This window comes from Streptomyces sp. SCSIO 30461 (genome assembly GCF_037023745.1).
Lineage (GTDB): Bacteria > Actinomycetota > Actinomycetes > Streptomycetales > Streptomycetaceae > Streptomyces.
This window is the reverse complement of the sequence record NZ_CP146101.1, coordinates 2,581,797-2,596,195: the sequence shown is the minus strand read 5'-3', so window position 1 is coordinate 2,596,195 and position 14,399 is coordinate 2,581,797. Positions and strand designations below refer to the sequence as shown.

General features: G+C 69.9%; 13 protein-coding genes. 2 read left to right on the top strand and 11 right to left on the bottom strand.

The window, feature by feature from the left end; genetic code table 11:
* Nucleotides 1–243: 243 nt before the first annotated feature.
* Both V1460_RS11420 and V1460_RS11415 read right to left on the bottom strand, forming a co-directional pair.
* Complete coding sequence (locus V1460_RS11420; protein WP_338673281.1) at nucleotides 244–1,632, bottom strand: IS1380 family transposase; 1,389 nt, start codon at nucleotides 1,630–1,632, stop codon at nucleotides 244–246.
* A gap of 295 nt (nucleotides 1,633–1,927) precedes the next feature.
* Nucleotides 1,928–2,110 (bottom strand): DUF5302 domain-containing protein, encoded by a 183-nt coding sequence (locus V1460_RS11415; protein ID WP_338673631.1) that lies wholly within the window; start codon nucleotides 2,108–2,110, stop codon nucleotides 1,928–1,930.
* 212 nt (nucleotides 2,111–2,322) lie between these two features.
* On the opposite strand from V1460_RS11415, the gene rfbH reads away from it, so the two are divergent.
* Entirely contained in the window at nucleotides 2,323–3,624 is a 1,302-nt protein-coding gene (rfbH, locus tag V1460_RS11410) for a lipopolysaccharide biosynthesis protein RfbH (RefSeq protein ID WP_338673630.1), read from the top strand.
* Between the two features lie 354 nt (nucleotides 3,625–3,978).
* Complete coding sequence (gene abc-f / locus V1460_RS11405) at nucleotides 3,979–5,634, top strand: ribosomal protection-like ABC-F family protein (RefSeq protein ID WP_338678000.1); 1,656 nt, start codon at nucleotides 3,979–3,981, stop codon at nucleotides 5,632–5,634.
* Here abc-f and V1460_RS11400 read toward each other — a convergent pair.
* Genes V1460_RS11400 through V1460_RS11360 form a run of 9 tightly spaced genes read right to left on the bottom strand, consistent with a single transcriptional unit; the run spans nucleotide 5,624 to nucleotide 14,394 of the window.
* Complete coding sequence (locus tag V1460_RS11400; RefSeq protein ID WP_338673629.1) at nucleotides 5,624–6,616, bottom strand: Gfo/Idh/MocA family oxidoreductase; 993 nt, start codon at nucleotides 6,614–6,616, stop codon at nucleotides 5,624–5,626. The genes abc-f and V1460_RS11400 overlap by 11 nt on opposite strands.
* Nucleotides 6,617–6,656: 40 nt before the next feature.
* Nucleotides 6,657–8,090: an NDP-hexose 2,3-dehydratase family protein gene (locus tag V1460_RS11395; protein WP_338673628.1), complete on the bottom strand. Its 1,434-nt coding sequence runs from the start codon at nucleotides 8,088–8,090 to the stop codon at nucleotides 6,657–6,659.
* Nucleotides 8,080–8,874: an alpha/beta fold hydrolase gene (locus V1460_RS11390; RefSeq protein ID WP_338673627.1), complete on the bottom strand. Its 795-nt coding sequence runs from the start codon at nucleotides 8,872–8,874 to the stop codon at nucleotides 8,080–8,082. The genes V1460_RS11395 and V1460_RS11390 overlap by 11 nt, the downstream gene beginning before the upstream one ends.
* The gene (locus V1460_RS11385) at nucleotides 8,871–9,464 is read right to left on the bottom strand and encodes a dTDP-4-dehydrorhamnose 3,5-epimerase (protein ID WP_338673626.1); all 594 of its coding nucleotides are present in this window, start codon (nucleotides 9,462–9,464) and stop codon (nucleotides 8,871–8,873) included. Before V1460_RS11385 ends, V1460_RS11390 begins: the two co-directional genes overlap by 4 nt.
* Nucleotides 9,451–10,485, bottom strand: a complete 1,035-nt coding sequence (gene rfbB / locus V1460_RS11380) for a dTDP-glucose 4,6-dehydratase (RefSeq protein WP_338673625.1) — start codon at nucleotides 10,483–10,485, stop codon at nucleotides 9,451–9,453. Before rfbB ends, V1460_RS11385 begins: the two co-directional genes overlap by 14 nt.
* A 52-nt stretch (nucleotides 10,486–10,537) precedes the next feature.
* Nucleotides 10,538–11,443 (bottom strand): glucose-1-phosphate thymidylyltransferase RfbA, encoded by a 906-nt coding sequence (gene rfbA / locus V1460_RS11375; protein ID WP_338677998.1) that lies wholly within the window; start codon nucleotides 11,441–11,443, stop codon nucleotides 10,538–10,540.
* Between the two features lie 55 nt (nucleotides 11,444–11,498).
* A complete protein-coding gene (locus V1460_RS11370) occupies nucleotides 11,499–12,638 on the bottom strand; it encodes a DegT/DnrJ/EryC1/StrS family aminotransferase (protein ID WP_338673624.1) in 1,140 nt (379 codons plus the stop codon).
* A complete protein-coding gene (locus V1460_RS11365) occupies nucleotides 12,635–13,081 on the bottom strand; it encodes an FdtA/QdtA family cupin domain-containing protein (RefSeq protein WP_338673623.1) in 447 nt (148 codons plus the stop codon). Before V1460_RS11365 ends, V1460_RS11370 begins: the two co-directional genes overlap by 4 nt.
* A 56-nt stretch (nucleotides 13,082–13,137) precedes the next feature.
* Complete coding sequence (locus V1460_RS11360) at nucleotides 13,138–14,394, bottom strand: cytochrome P450 (RefSeq protein ID WP_338673622.1); 1,257 nt, start codon at nucleotides 14,392–14,394, stop codon at nucleotides 13,138–13,140.
* Nucleotides 14,395–14,399 lie beyond the last annotated feature (5 nt).

The window sequence follows — 14,399 nt, the reverse complement described above, 5'->3', positions numbered from 1 at the left end:
ACACCTCCCAGGCGAAGCTCTGGGGGAGCGCCGCGCGCCCGCCGGGATTGCGGGACATCCCTTAGGGGACAGCCCTTGGGCTGAACCTGGATCCACAGGGCCGTATTCGATGAGTGCGGCTCTGTGATTTTCGGAGCGGATTCGGGGGCGTTCCTGCTGGCGGGCAGGAGTGGTCGCCGGGTGGCCGTCCCGGTGGCGGGGTCTCCGAGGTCCTTGGTCGTGGGCGGGCAGGCGTCCGGGTGGTCAGGTTCGCAGGCGGTGGCCGACGGCCGTCCACAGGTCGCTGAAGGCCTCTCGCCAGGGCCAGTGCTGCGGCAGGTGCCAGGTCAGGGTGCGTGCTCCGGCTGCCAATCGGGCTGGAACCGCGATGAGTTGGCGGCGGATGGTGCCGGTGCGGGCCCGGGCGTGGAAGGCCGAGGCGAGCGCGCCCAGCGCCCGGGTGAGGTTGTGGGCGAGGGCTGCCAGGGTCAGCCAGGCCGCGTTCGCGGTGAACTTCCCCGAGGGCAGGTGCCCCAGGGCCGAGTCCTCAAGATCGGCGAAGACCTGCTCGACGATCGCGTGGCGGCGGTGATCGGCTTCTGCCTCGACCAGCGGCAGCACCTGGTCGGTGAACACCGCATGGAACCGCCAGACAGTGAACAACTCACCCTGACCGTCCAGGACGTGGGCGTCGTTCAGGCGCTTGACCCGGCGGACCAGCAGCCGGGCGGTGGCGTGGTAGCGCTTGGCCTTGCCGGTGAACGCGGTGTACTCGACCTCGGCGACCTCCGCGTCCGAGATCCACCGCTGCTCGTCCTTGTCCCAGATCGCCTTCGGGTACTTGATCGCCGTCCAGGCGTCCTCGGGAACGGTGGCGATCAGCTCCCGGATCTTCTTGCGCTGCGCGACGGCGAAGGAGAACCGCGCGCCTGCGCGGCGGCAGGCGGCGACGACCTTGTGGGAGAAGAACGCCGAGTCGCCGCGGACCACGATCGTGCCGGTGGCGCCCATCGCCCGCACCGCCTTGATCGCCTCGGCGATCAGCGAGGCCGCGCCCTTGGCGGAGCCGGCCGAGCCCTTGCGCAGGCGGGTGGCCACGATTACCGGCGCGGCCAGCGGAGTGGAGGCGGTGACGATCTGGAAGTGCAGGCCCCTCACCTTGGTGTAGCCGTGCTCGGCGCCCTGCTTGGCCGCCCCGTAGACCTGCTTGACCTTGGAGTCGATGTCCAGGTGCACCACCTGGTCGCCGCCGGGCAGCAGATTGCAGTGTCCGGCGAGGTTGCAGGTGAACGCCCGTGCCGCCGACTCCAGTTGACGCACGTGACCCCAGGAGAACGCCCGCAGAAACGTGCCCAGCGTCGACGGGGCGCGAACTCCGTCGAATGCCCTGGCCACCGCCCCGTGCCGCAGCACATCCGTGTCGTCGATGCTGTCCGCTCCGGCGAGCATCCCCGCCACCAGCGACATCACCTTCGCGCCGACCGCTGCCCCGGCCCCGTTCGCAACACCCTTGAGCCGCACCTTCGTGACAGCCAGGTCCGGCAGGCCGCACCGCTCGGCCAGTCGGACCGCCGGAGCCAGCCCACCGTACGCGAGGAGATTCGGGTCATCGAACGCCGCGAAGGTCGCTGCGACGGTATGGGAAGATTTCACTTACGACGTGCCTTGTCTTGCTGCGGGCTGGAAGCGTAGAGAACTCCCATCCTCGCAGGTCACAGGGCACGTCTTCTTCGTTGGGCTGGCACCGCGCAGGCACCGCTCGGTGGATCCAGGCTGAACCGGCGTGACTGAATGCCGAGCGAATACCCAGAAGTCATCGAGCCGTTCTCCGTCCATCCTTGAGCGGAAATTGAGCGAACCGGGCGAACATAAGAGCGGAACGCATGAAAGAGGGCCGCCGTGATCCCTCGGACGGGATCGCGGCGGCCCTGTGAAATGCCTACGCGGGTCAGCCTGCCTTACGTCGGAAGCTCTGGTTCTGATGGGCGGGCCCACTGGAGCCGTTGATCTTCAGTCGCGCCTCGTGGTGGGCCTGCTGGGACCTGGCGTTGCGGGACTTGCGCTCCAGAGCCTCACGGAACTTGCGCTTGGCATCGGTCTCAGCAGCGTTGTCTTCCGGCGTATTCGTCATGCGTTACCTCCTGAGCATGTTCTAGAGCGATTTCAGTGTGGCATCCGAGCGCTCGGCTGGCGAGCCGCGTTCTCTGCCGAGCGAAGAGTTTTCGCCACACGCCGAAATTCCTCCCTGACCTGACGAAGTCGAATGGTGCTCTGACGATTCGATGTGCTTCCCCGGTCTAGGCTCACGGTTCCGTCAGCGGTGCCATCAGAAGGGTAACGACCATGGGCGAGACCAAGGACCGGATCGCGGAGCTCGTCCGTGAGTACCACCGGGAGCAGGCCCCAGGCCCGTTCGTACCCGGAGTCTCCCCGGTACAGGTCTCCGGTGCCGTGCTCAGCGAGGAGGACCGGCTGGCACTGGTCTCCGCGGCGCTCGACATGCGGATCGCCGCCAGCGTCAGCTCGCGCCGCTTCGAACGGGACTTCGCCCGGTTCATCGGCACCCGCAAGGCGCATCTGACGAACTCCGGTTCCTCCGCGAACCTACTGGCCCTCAGCTCCCTGACCTCCCCGCAGCTGGAGGAGCAGCGCCTGAAGCCGGGCGACGAGGTCATCACCGTGGCGGCGGGATTTCCGACAACGGTCAGCCCGATCCTGCACAACGGATTGGTGCCGGTCTTCGTGGACGTCGAGCTGGGTACGTACAACACGACCCCCGAGAGGATCGCGGCCGCCATCGGCCCGAAGACCCGCGCGATCATGATCGCGCACTCCCTGGGCAACCCGTTCAAGGTGGAGGAGGTGACCCAACTCGCCCAAGAGCACGGCCTATTCTTCATCGAGGACAACTGCGACGCGGTCGACTCCACCTATCGGGGCAGGCGTACCGGCTCCTTCGGCGACCTGGCGACCACCAGCTTCTACCCGGCGCACCACATCGCGATGGGTGAGGGGGGCTGCGTCCTGACGAGCAACCTGGCGCTGGCGCGGATCGTGGAGTCCTTCCGCGACTGGGGTCGCGACTGCTGGTGCGAACCGGGCGAGGACAACCGCTGCATGAAGCGCTTCGACCAGCAGATGGGGAAGCTGCCGCACGGCTACGACCACAAGTACATCTTCTCCCACGTGGGTTACAACCTGAAGGCCACCGACCTACAGGCGGCTCTGGGCCTGAGCCAGCTGCAGCGCGTCGGCGAGTTCAGCACCGCCCGCCGCCGCAACTGGGCGCAGCTGCGCGCCGGGCTCGACGGACTGCCGGGTCTGATGCTCCCGGAGCCGACCCCGGACAGCGACCCGAGCTGGTTCGGCTTCCTGATCACGGTGGCCCCCGACGCCGCCTACACCCGGGCAGCGCTGGTGGAGTTCCTGGAGTCGCGGCGCATCAACACCCGTCGCTTCTTCGCGGGCAACCTGACCCGCCACCCGGCGTACGCCGAGAAGCCCCACCGCATCGCCGAGCCGCTCGTCAACAGCGACCTGATCACGGACCAGACCTTCTGGATCGGCGTCTACCCGGGCATTACCGAGGAGATGGCCGACTACGTGATCGGCTCCGTCCGCGACTTCACCACCGGCGTCCACTGAACCCGACCGCGTCCTGGTCCGATGGACCGGCATCAGGTCGGTCCCTCCCACCGCGACCGGTCTCGGCCGGTCGCGCACCGGACCGCGGCCCCGCACCGACGGCCGCCCGAACGAGCCGCCGGACAGCGGTCCGTGCGGCGGGCGATGACACCGCCGCCCGGGGCACGGCGTCGTCTTGCGGAGGGAGCCCGTTCGGAAGATCCTCGGCGGGGGCGCCGACGGGTTCGGGCCCGTACCTACCTCAGGGAGGCGCTCTGCCACCGACAACCCCGCAACGCTCGACCCCGTCAAGCAGTTTACGGAGGGCGCGGTCACCGCTCTCCGATCCGCACCACCAGGAGTACGCATATGCGCATGTCCTCACCCGCCGCATCACGGGTGCATTCCCAGCTCTCGCTGGAAGAGATCACCAAGCGGTACGACGAGCACGTCGTACTCGACCGGGTGTCCCTCACTGTCAAGCCCGGTGAGAAGGCCGGTGTCATCGGTGACAACGGTTCCGGCAAGTCCACCCTCCTCCGGCTCATCGCCGGGGTCGAAGGCGTGGACAACGGCGAGGTGACCGTCACCGCTCCCGGAGGCATCGGATACCTGCCGCAGCGCCTCGACATGCCGGCCGGTTCCACCGTCAGAGATGTGCTGGACCGCGCCTTCGCCGACCTGCGCGACCTGGAGAGGCGGCTCCACGAAGTCGAGGACGCGCTGGTGGACGACGACCCGCAGCTCCTCGCCGCGTACGGGGACCTGCTGGCGGAGTTCGAGGACCGCGGCGGCTACGAGGCGGACGCCCGGGCGGACGCGGCCCTGCACGGGCTCGGCCTGCCCGGCCTCGACCGCGACCGCCCGGTGGACACCCTCTCCGGCGGCGAACGCTCCCGGCTGGCGCTCGCCGCCACCCTGGCCGCGGCCCCCGAGCTGCTGCTTCTGGACGAGCCCACCAACGACCTGGACGACCAGGCCGTGGACTGGCTCGAGAAGCGGTTGCAGGACCACCGCGGCACCATCGTCGTCATCACCCACGACCGCGCCTTCCTGGAGGCCGTCACCTCCGCGATCCTGGAGGTCGACCCGGACCGCAAGACCGTGAACCGCTACGGCGACGGATATCAGGGCTACCTCACCGCCAAGGCCGCCGCCCGTGCCCGCTGGGAGCGGGAGTACGAGGAGCACCTCGCCGAGATCGCCCGGCAGGAGACCCTCGCGGCCAACGCGGGCCGGATGCTGGCCACCATCGCCAAGAAGGGGCCCTGGGCCTTCAGCGGCTCCGAGCACCACCGCGCCCGGTCGTCCTCTTCCTCCACGTCCAGCAAGGCCCGCAACGCCAACGAGCGGCTGAACCGGCTACGCGCCAACCCGGTGCCGCAGCCGCCCGATCCACTGCGCTTCACCGCCTCCATCGCGGTGGGGGACGAAGCCGCCGCGGCCCCGGAGGGACCCCTCACCGAGGTCGACGGCCTGCGCGTCGACGGCCGCCTCAGCATCGGCGGGCTGTCCCTCGCCCACGGCGAGCGGCTGCTGATCACCGGCCCCAACGGCGCGGGGAAGAGCACCCTCCTGCGGGTGCTCGCCGGCGACCTGGAGCCCGACGCCGGCACCGTGCGGCGGGCCGAGCGGATCGGCTGGCTGCGCCAGGACGAACTGCCCAAGCATCCCCGGCGCTCGGTGCTCGCGGAATTCGCCGATGGCCGCCCCGGCCACCCCGACGAATTCACCGGACAGCTGCTGTCCCTGGGCCTGTTCCGCGAGTCCGAGCTCGACCTTCCGGTCGGTTCCCTGTCGGTGGGCCAGCGCCGCCGTATCGACCTGGCCCGCCTGGTCACCCGGCCCGTGGACCTGCTGCTCCTCGACGAACCCACCAACCACCTGTCCCCGCTGCTCGTCGAGGAGTTGGAGCAGGCGCTGGCGGACTACACGGGGGCGGTCGTGATCGTCACCCACGACCGGCGGATGCGCAGGGCCTTCCAGGGCTCGCATCTCGAACTGAGCGACGGAGCCCCTGTCACCGGCTGACGTGGACCGCCACCGCGCCGATCTCGTCCAGCAGCCCGGCCTGCCGCCGCGATTCCTCACCGAGGAGCGACAGGGCGGGCTGCTGCGCGTCCGGTACGCGCACGGCCGCGGCGAAGAACCGCAGCACGGCCTCGAAATGGTCCTCCGCGGGCACCCGGATCTCCGTGTGCCCGGTACCGGTGGCAAGCCGGACCACAGACTCGTGGCCGGGCGCCGTCGTGTACACATGGTCCACCGACAGGGTGCCCTCGCTGCCCTGGATCTCGTACCAGGACCGGTAGTGGTGCTCCATGCCGAACCGGATCTGCGCGGTCGCCCCCTCCGGAGCGGACAGCAGCACGGCCCCTGCGAGATCCACGCCGTGCTCCTCACTGACACGCAGAACCGCGCCGGCGACGCTGAGGCCGCAGCCGAGGAAGCGCAGGGCGGCCCGTAGCGGATAGACCCCGTTGTCGAAGAGCGCCCCGCCGCCGGTCCGCGGGTCGTAGCGGGTGTCCCCCGGTGGTCTCGGCGGGATCGTGAACGCCGCCGAGACGGCGCGGAGCTCGCCCAGGGCCCCGTCCGCCAACAGGCCCGCGACCCGCCGCTGTGTGCCGTGGTGGAGGAACATGAAGTTCTCCAGCAGGACGAGGCCGCGTTCCCGCGCCAGCCGGTACAGGGCCGCCGCGTCGGCGCCGTTGGTCGCGAGCGGCTTCTCCACCAGGACGTGCTTGCCGGCCCGCAGGGCGCGTTCGGCCCACACGGCGTGGTGCATGGTGGGCAGGCACAGATAGACGGCGTCCACATCGCGGCGCGCGAGCAGGTCCTCGTACGACGGCGCGGGGACGCCCCCGAAGCGGTCCGCGAACCCCGCGGCCCGCGCGGGGTCCCGCGCGGCCACGGCGGCCAGTCGCAGTCCGGGGGTGCGGAGCAGGGCCGGCAGGGTGCGGCGCGCGGCGATGTCGCCGCAGCCGAGAAGGCCGAAGCGCAGGGGTGCGGGCATGACGTCCTCGGGGGGTGCGGGCGGCCGGGGCCGGGACCGGTCAGTACAGGGTGTGGGCGCAGGCGACAAGCGTGCGCAGTTCGACGTTGAGGTAGTTGCCGTGCGCCAGCAGCTCGGTAAGCTGGGCGAAGGTCAGCCAGGCGTAGTCCTTCGGGACTTCCTCGGGGAAGTCGTCGGACACCTCGGTGATCGCGTACCGGTTCTCCGCGTGGTAGAAGCGGCCGCCTTCCTCGGACTGCACCGCGTCGTAGTGGAACCGCACCTTCGGAGCAGCCAGCACGTCGGCGAGGAACGGCGGATACGGCTCGGTCCCCGGGCCCGTGTGGTCAGCCGGGCGGCAGTGCACCGTGGGCGCCAGCTCGGCGACGTTCAGGTGCCCGACGTCCACCCGGGCCTGCACCAAGGCGTGCAGGGTGCCCCCGATCCTCTTCACGATCAGGGCCATCAGGCCCGGCACCTGGGGCTGGATCAGGGGCTGGGTCCAGGAGGCGACCTCGCGATTGCTCGCCGAGACGTCGGCGCCGATCACCCGGAACCTGCGGCCGCCGGAATGTCCGATCTCCTCGTCCGTGAACTCCCAGCCGTCTTCGGCGACCTCGGAGAGGGGAACCCGGCGCTGGACCAGCCGGCGCACCGCCCGAATGCCGGTCAGCCAGCTGAGGACCTCGGACATGCCGTGCACCGAGGGGGCCGACAGGTCGTGGAAGGAACGCAGCACCGGATCGGAGTCCATGCCGACGGGCTCGGCGCCCGCGGTGGGCAGGCAGGCCAGGATGGACCGGGTGTCCATGTTCACCACGTTGTCCAGCCGCAGCAGACACAGCAGCTGACCGAAGGTCAGCCAGCGGAAGTCCTCGCCGATCTCGCCGATCTCGGTCTGGCCGTCGATCTCCACGATCATGTTTCGGTTGCGTTTGGCGAGGAACCAGTCGGCCTGTTCGGATTGGAGCACGTCCACGAGCACCCGTGCCCGACCCCGCTCCAGGAACAGGTCCAGGAACGGGATGCCGCGGCCCTGGTGGACCCCGGTGAAGTTGCTGCGCGTGGCCTGCACGGTCGGGGAGAGCTGGAGCATGTTGCGGTTGCCCGGCTCCATCTTGGCCTGCATCAGGAAGTGCAGGACCCCGTCGATCTCCTTCACCACGATCCCCAGCAGGCCGACTTCCGGCTGCACGATGATCGGCTGCTTCCAGCCCCGCTCCGGAAGCCCGTCGGCGGTGACGTGCAGTCCCTCCACGGCGAAGAAGCGGCCTGACTCGTGGCACAGGTTGCCGCCGTCGCCGAAGTACCAGCCCCGCAGCGCGGCGAACGGCACCCGGGTGACCCGGAAGCTGCCCGCGCGGGCTTGATCGGCCAGCCAGCCCGGCACCCGGTCGACGGGCATGGCCGCGCTGTCGGGGGTTCGGGCCGATGTGAGCAGGCGCCTCGCGGTGTCCGTGCGGTCCCCGGCCCGTGGCACGGTGTCAGCGAACATGGTCCAGCGCCTCCTCGATGATGTGGCAGACGGATTCCAGGCGGTCGTTGAGGAAGAAGTGCCCGCCCGGAAGCACGTGCAGCCCCACCAGCCCCCCGGCCACCTCGGACCAACGCCGCGCGTCCTCGACGGAGACATTGGGGTCACGGTCCCCGGTGAGAACCGTCAACGGCACGGGGAGCGCCCCGGCGCGGTGCCGGTAGGTGCCCGCCATTCCGTAGTCGTTGCGGAGCGCCGGCAGCACCATCCGCAACAGCTCCTCGTCCTGGAGCACTACCGGGTCGGTGCCCTCCAGGGTGCCGATATGGGCGATCAGTGCCCGGTCGTCCAGCAGGTGCGCGGTGTCCGTGCGCGGTACGGTGGGCGCGCGGCGGCCCGATACGAACAGATGCACGGGCGCTTCGCCCAGCTCGGCCAGCCGACGTGCCGTCTCGTACGCGAGGGTGCCGCCCAGGCTGTGCCCGAACAGGGCGACCGGGTGGCCGGTCCACTCCCCCAGTTCCGGCAGCACCGCCTCGACCAGGGCGTCAACGGTCTCGACGAAAGGCTCACCGCGCCGGTCCTGGCGGCCCGGGTACTGCACCGCCAGCACCTCGATGCCGGCATCGGCGAGGCCGGCGGCGAGGCCCAGGTAGGCCGTGGCCGAACCGCCGGCGTGCGGAAAGCACACAAGACGAACGGCCGGGTCCACGACGGGCCGGTAGCGGCGCAGCCACACGCCGGAAGGGGAAGCGGGTGGGTTCTGGGCGGATGCGGCGTTGCCGCGGGTGGCGGGTACGGTCACGGCCGGATCAGCTCCTCGCGCAGCGGTGCGTAGCGCGGCAGCCGACCGGATGCCACGACCTCGGCGAGGGAGGGCGCTGCGGCATCCTTCGCCGAGCGGATCGGGGGCCCGTCGAGCTCCCACGGCAGATCCAGCCCTGGGTCGAGCGCGTCGACGTCGACCATGGCCCCGGGTGCATACTCCGCGGACAGCAGGTAGTTGACGCAGGTGCCGTCCTCCAGTGCGAGGAAGGCGTGGCCGATGCCGCCGGGCAGGTAGAGGGCTGTGCCTTCATCGGCGTGGAGCCGGTTCACGGCGTACCGGCCGAAGGCCGGCGAGCCCTCCCTGAGGTCGACCATGACGTCGAGGATCGAGCCCCTGACGCAGGTGACCAGTTTGCCGGCGTCGGCGGGCACGTCGTTGCAGTGCAGCCCGCGCAGGACGCCGCGCCGCGAGACGGAGTTGTTGACCTGGCGCACCTCGAAGGGCAGCCCGGTCGCCGCCGTGAGCTCGCTGTGCTTGGCGGCCTCGTAGAAATGGCCGCGCTCGTCCTCGAACCGCTCCGGCAGCAGCCGGTACGTACCGGGGACGGCCGTCTCATCGATACGCACGGGCACCTACCGGCTGCTCGACGGGTGCGGCGGGCCTCGGGAGCGCGGCGCGCTCCTTCAGCCGTTCCCACCAGGCGCGGTTCTCCCGGTACCAGGTCACCGTGGCGGCCAGGCCCTCCGCGAAGGGCACCCGCGGTTCATAGCCAAGCCCGCGGGAGATCTTCGAGGTGTCCACCGAGTAGCGGCGGTCATGGGCGGCCCGGTCGGCGACGCCGTGCACCGCCGACCAGTCCCGGCCGCACAGCGCCAGCAACTGTTCAATCAGTTGACGATTGGTCAGCTCCGTGCCACCGCCGATGTTGTAGACCTCGCCTGGCCGGCCCCTCTCCGCGACCAGGGCGACACCCCGGCAGTGGTCGTCCACATGCAGCCAGTCGCGGCTGTTGAGGCCGTCGCCGTACAACGGCACATCGAGCCCGTCGACCAGGTTGGTGGTGAACAGGGGGATCGCCTTCTCCGGGAACTGGTAGGGCCCGTAGTTGTTGGAACAGCGTGTCACGCACACCTCCAGCCCGTGTGTGCGGTGGAAGGCCAGCACCAGCAGGTCGGAAGCCGCCTTGGAGGCAGCGTAGGGGGAGTTGGGCCGCAGTGGATGGTCCTCGGGCCATGAGCCGGAGTCGATCGACCCGTACACCTCGTCCGTGGAGACATGCACGAAACGCGCCACCTCCGCCTCGACGGCCGCCTGCAGGAGGGTCTGGGTGCCGAGCACGTTGGTACGCACGAACTCCGATGCGTCGGCGATCGAGCGGTCCACGTGCGACTCGGCCGCGAAGTGCACCACCAGGCCGGTCCCGGCCATCAGCCGTCCGACCAGCTCCGTGTCGCAGATGTCTCCGTGGACGAACTCCAGAGCCGGATGGTGGCGGACCGGGTCGAGATTGGCGGGGTTCCCGGCGTAGGTGAGAGCGTCCAGCACCACCACCCGCGACGCCTCAAGGCCCGGGTAGGCCCCGGACAGCAGTTCTCTGACGAAGTGCGAGCCGATGAAGCCCGCACCTCCGGTCACCAGGACGCGCATCTCCAACAGGCCTTTCCGAGAATGGGGGTGGGGCGGGTGGACTTTCGGGGGGTCAGGCAGCCGGGGAGTCGGCGGCGGGCCCGTCGGCGGCGGCACGGCGGGCGATCTCCCGCACGTAGTCGCCGTAACTGGAGGCGCCCAGGTCGCTGCCGAGGGCGAAGCACTGTTCCGGGCCGATGAAGCCCATCCGCAGGGCGATCTCCTCCACGCAGGCGATCCGCTCGCCCTGGCGCTGCTCCAGCAGCTGCACGTACTGACCGGCCTGCAGCAGCGAGTCGTGGGTACCCATGTCCAGCCAGGCGAACCCGCGGCCCAGCTGATTCAGCCTTGCCCGGCCCTGGGCCAGGTACTCCCGGTTGACGTCGGTGATCTCGAGCTCGCCGCGCGCCGACGGGGTCAGCCCGCGGGCGATGTCCACCACGTCGTTGTCGTACAGGTACAGGCCCGTAACCGCGAGGTTGGAGCGCGGCTTGACCGGCTTCTCCACCATGGAGACCAGGTTGCCCTCGGAGTCGACCTCGCCGACCCCGTACCGCTGGGGGTCGTTGACCGGGTAGCCGAACAGCTCACAACCGTCCAGGCGAGCCGCGGCCTGCGCGATCAGCTGGGAGAATCCGGGACCGTGGAAGACGTTGTCCCCGAGGATCAGCGCCACGGGGCTGTCGTCGATGTGCTCCTCGCCGATGAGGAAGGCCTCGGCGATGCCGCGGGGCTCGTCCTGCTGGGCATAGCTCAGGCGGACGCCGAGCTGCTCACCGTCTCCGAGCAGCGCGCGGAACATCTCCAGATGGTTCTTCGCGGAGATGATCTGGATGTCGCGGATACCCGCCAGCATCAGGACCGACAGCGGGTAATAGATCATCGGCTTGTCGTACACGGGCAGCAACTGCTTGGACAGTGCACCGGTCAGCGGGCGCAGCCGGGTGCCGCTGCCGCCGGCCAGGATGATGCCCTTCATCGGGCGTCGGGAGTCGGGACTGCCGAGCGCCGAGGGGCTCGGGATCTTCGGAACGTCAGACATGGCTGTTCTCCGTGGCATGACGGACCGCCGCGATGACGGTCTCCGCGTCCTGGGCGGTCAGCTGCGGACCGATGGGCAGACTCAGCACCTCCGCCGCCAACCGCTCGGAACGCGGCAGCGGTCCGGGCACGGTGCCCGCATAGGCGCGGGAACGGTGGACGGCGACCGGGTAGTGGATCAGGTGCTCCACTCCGGCATCGGTCAGGGCCCGCCGCAGTTCCTCGCGGTGCGTGGTGCGCGGTACGTACTGGTGCCAGACGGGCTCCGCCCAGGACCGGACGGCCGGAGGGGTCACCCCCGGCAGTCCGGACAGGCCTTCTGTGTAGCGTGCGGCGATGACGTTCCGGCGGGCGTTCCACGCGTCGAGGTACGGGAGCTTCGCCCGCAGCGCCGCCGCCTGTATCTCGTCCAGCCGGGAGTTGGTGCCGCGCACCTCGTGCTCGTACTTCTCACGGGAGCCGTAGTTGCGCAGCAGCCTGATGCGCTCGGCCAGCTCCGCGTCCGAGGTGACCACGGCGCCGCCGTCGCCCAGCGCGCCCAGGTTCTTGCCCGGGTAGAAACTGAACGCCGCCGCGTACCGCGAGCCTATCCGCCGGCCCTTGTAACGGGCCCCGTGCGCCTGGGCCGCGTCCTCCACGACCGGGATACCCCGGGGCGCGGTGACGGCCTCGATCGCGTCGAGATCCACCGGGTGCCCGTACGTGTGCACCGGCATGACCGCCTTGGTCCGCGGGGTGATCGCGGCGGTGAGGCGGTCCGGGTCGATCAGGTAGGAGCTTGCCTCCGGCTCCACGGGGACCGGGCGTGCCCCCGTGGCCGACACCGCGAGCCAAGTGGCGACGTACGTGTGCCCGGGGACGACCACCTCGTCGCCCTCGCCGACGCCCAGTGCCCGCAGTGTCAGTTCCAGGGCGTCCATGCCGCTGCCGACACCGACGCAGTGGGCGTTCTCGCAGTACCGGGCGTACTCCTCTTCGAACGCCTCCAGCTCGGGGCCGAGGAGGTAGCGCCCGGAGCGCGAGACCCGCAGCAGGGCGGCGTCGATCTCGGCCTGCACACCGTCCATGGCGTGCAGGTCCTGGAGGTCGTAGAAGGGGACGCGCGCCGCACGCGCCACGGTCGGAACCGTCACAGTCCACTCCTCGCATCCCGCAGGAACTCGTCGTAGTCGCGGTAGTAGTCCGACTCGTCGTAGTGCAGCGAGGCCAGGACCACGCTGACCGCGCCCTCCGAGAAGTCGCTCAGGTTCCGCCACACCATCGGCCCCACGTACAGGCCCCGGCCGGCGTCGTCGAGGCGGAACTCGGTCTGGTTGAACCCGTCGTCCACCGTGATCGTGAAACTGCCGTGGACGGCGATGATGAGCTGCTCCAGCGCCCGGTGTGCGTGTCCGCCGCGGGACGAGCCGGTGTCCAGGTCGTGCAGGTAGTACACCCGCTGGATCGGGAAGCCCACCGTCCATTCGGACTCGACGACGGACAGGTTGCCCCGTGCGTCGTTGTGCTGCTCCAACTCGATGAAGGCGCAGGGCTTCAACCTGCCCACCTTCGGTTCTGTGGTGATGCTCACCGACATTGCGATCGCGCTCCCTGGTTGCCCTGCCCGGCCGGTGCCTTTGAGGCGCGGCTGGTTCAGCCGCGGACGACGGAGACCGGAAGGTGCCGGGCGGTCAACTGATCCGCCTCGTAGAACTCCGCGTTGTCGAGGTCGACCGTGAACGACGGGAAGGCGTCGAAGGCCAGATTGAGGAACACCTTCGCCTCCATACGGGCCAGGAAGGCGCCGAGGCAGTGGTGGATGCCGTGGCCGAAGGCCATGTGCTTGTTCGCGGTCCGGCGGATGTCGAAGGTGTCGGGCTCCGTGAACTGCGCGGCGTCGCGGTTGGCGGAGGCGCTCCAGGCCGTGACCATCTGGCCGGCCTTCATCGGGACGCCGAGGATGTCGGTGTCCTCCTTCAACAGCCGGAAGATGTTGTTGAAGGGGCTGCGGTAGCGCAGGACCTCCTCGACGGCACCCGGGATCAGCGAGCGGTCGGCCCGCAACTCCGCCTGCGCCTCCGGGTGCCCGTCCAGCACGATGAACAGGTTGCTGAGCAGGGTCGCGCTGGAGATATGGCCCGCCGTCAGCAGCAGGGCCACGATGTTGACGATCTCCTCGTCGGTGAGGCGGCGCCCGTCGACCTCGGACTCGATGAGGCCGCTCATCAGGTCGTCGGACGGCTCTGCCCGCTTCTCGGCGATCTTCGCGTACAGATACGCGGCCCACTCCTTGATGGCCGGTCCCATCGTCTCCGCGAAGTCGTCCGGGAGGTTGGGGTACTCCATGCCCTCGTTGTTGAGGATGACGTCGACCCACTCGCGGAACAGGTCCTGGTCCGAAGCCGGGACACCCAGCAGCTCCGCGATCACCGTCACCGGCAGCGGGTACGCCAGCTCGGTCACCGCGTCGATCTCGGTACGGTCGCCGAGGTCGTCGAGCAGCTTGCGGGCGAGCTCCTCGATGCGAGGCTCAAGCGCGGCCATCCGGCGGGGGGTGAACGCCTGGCTGACCAGCTTGCGCAACGGGCCGTGCTTCGGCGGGTCGATGCCGCCGAAGGTGCCCGGACCCATCAGCAGCGCCAGCTCCTCCGGCACCGGGAAGACCGGTGAGAAGTCCGAGGAGAAGATCTGCGGGTTGGTGGAGACCGTGTTGTAGTCCTCGTACGAGAACACCTGCCATGCGAAACGCGTCGAGTCCCAGAAGACGGGGGCCTCGGCGCGGCCGCGCGCGAACCACTCCAGTAGCTCCTCCGCGTTGGCCTTGGCGGGTTGGGCCAGCGGGTGCGGCGCCTCGGTCTCCGGGGTGTCGGCGTCCGCGGCGTCCGCGGCCTCGGCGATCTGTGTTGTCATGTCGG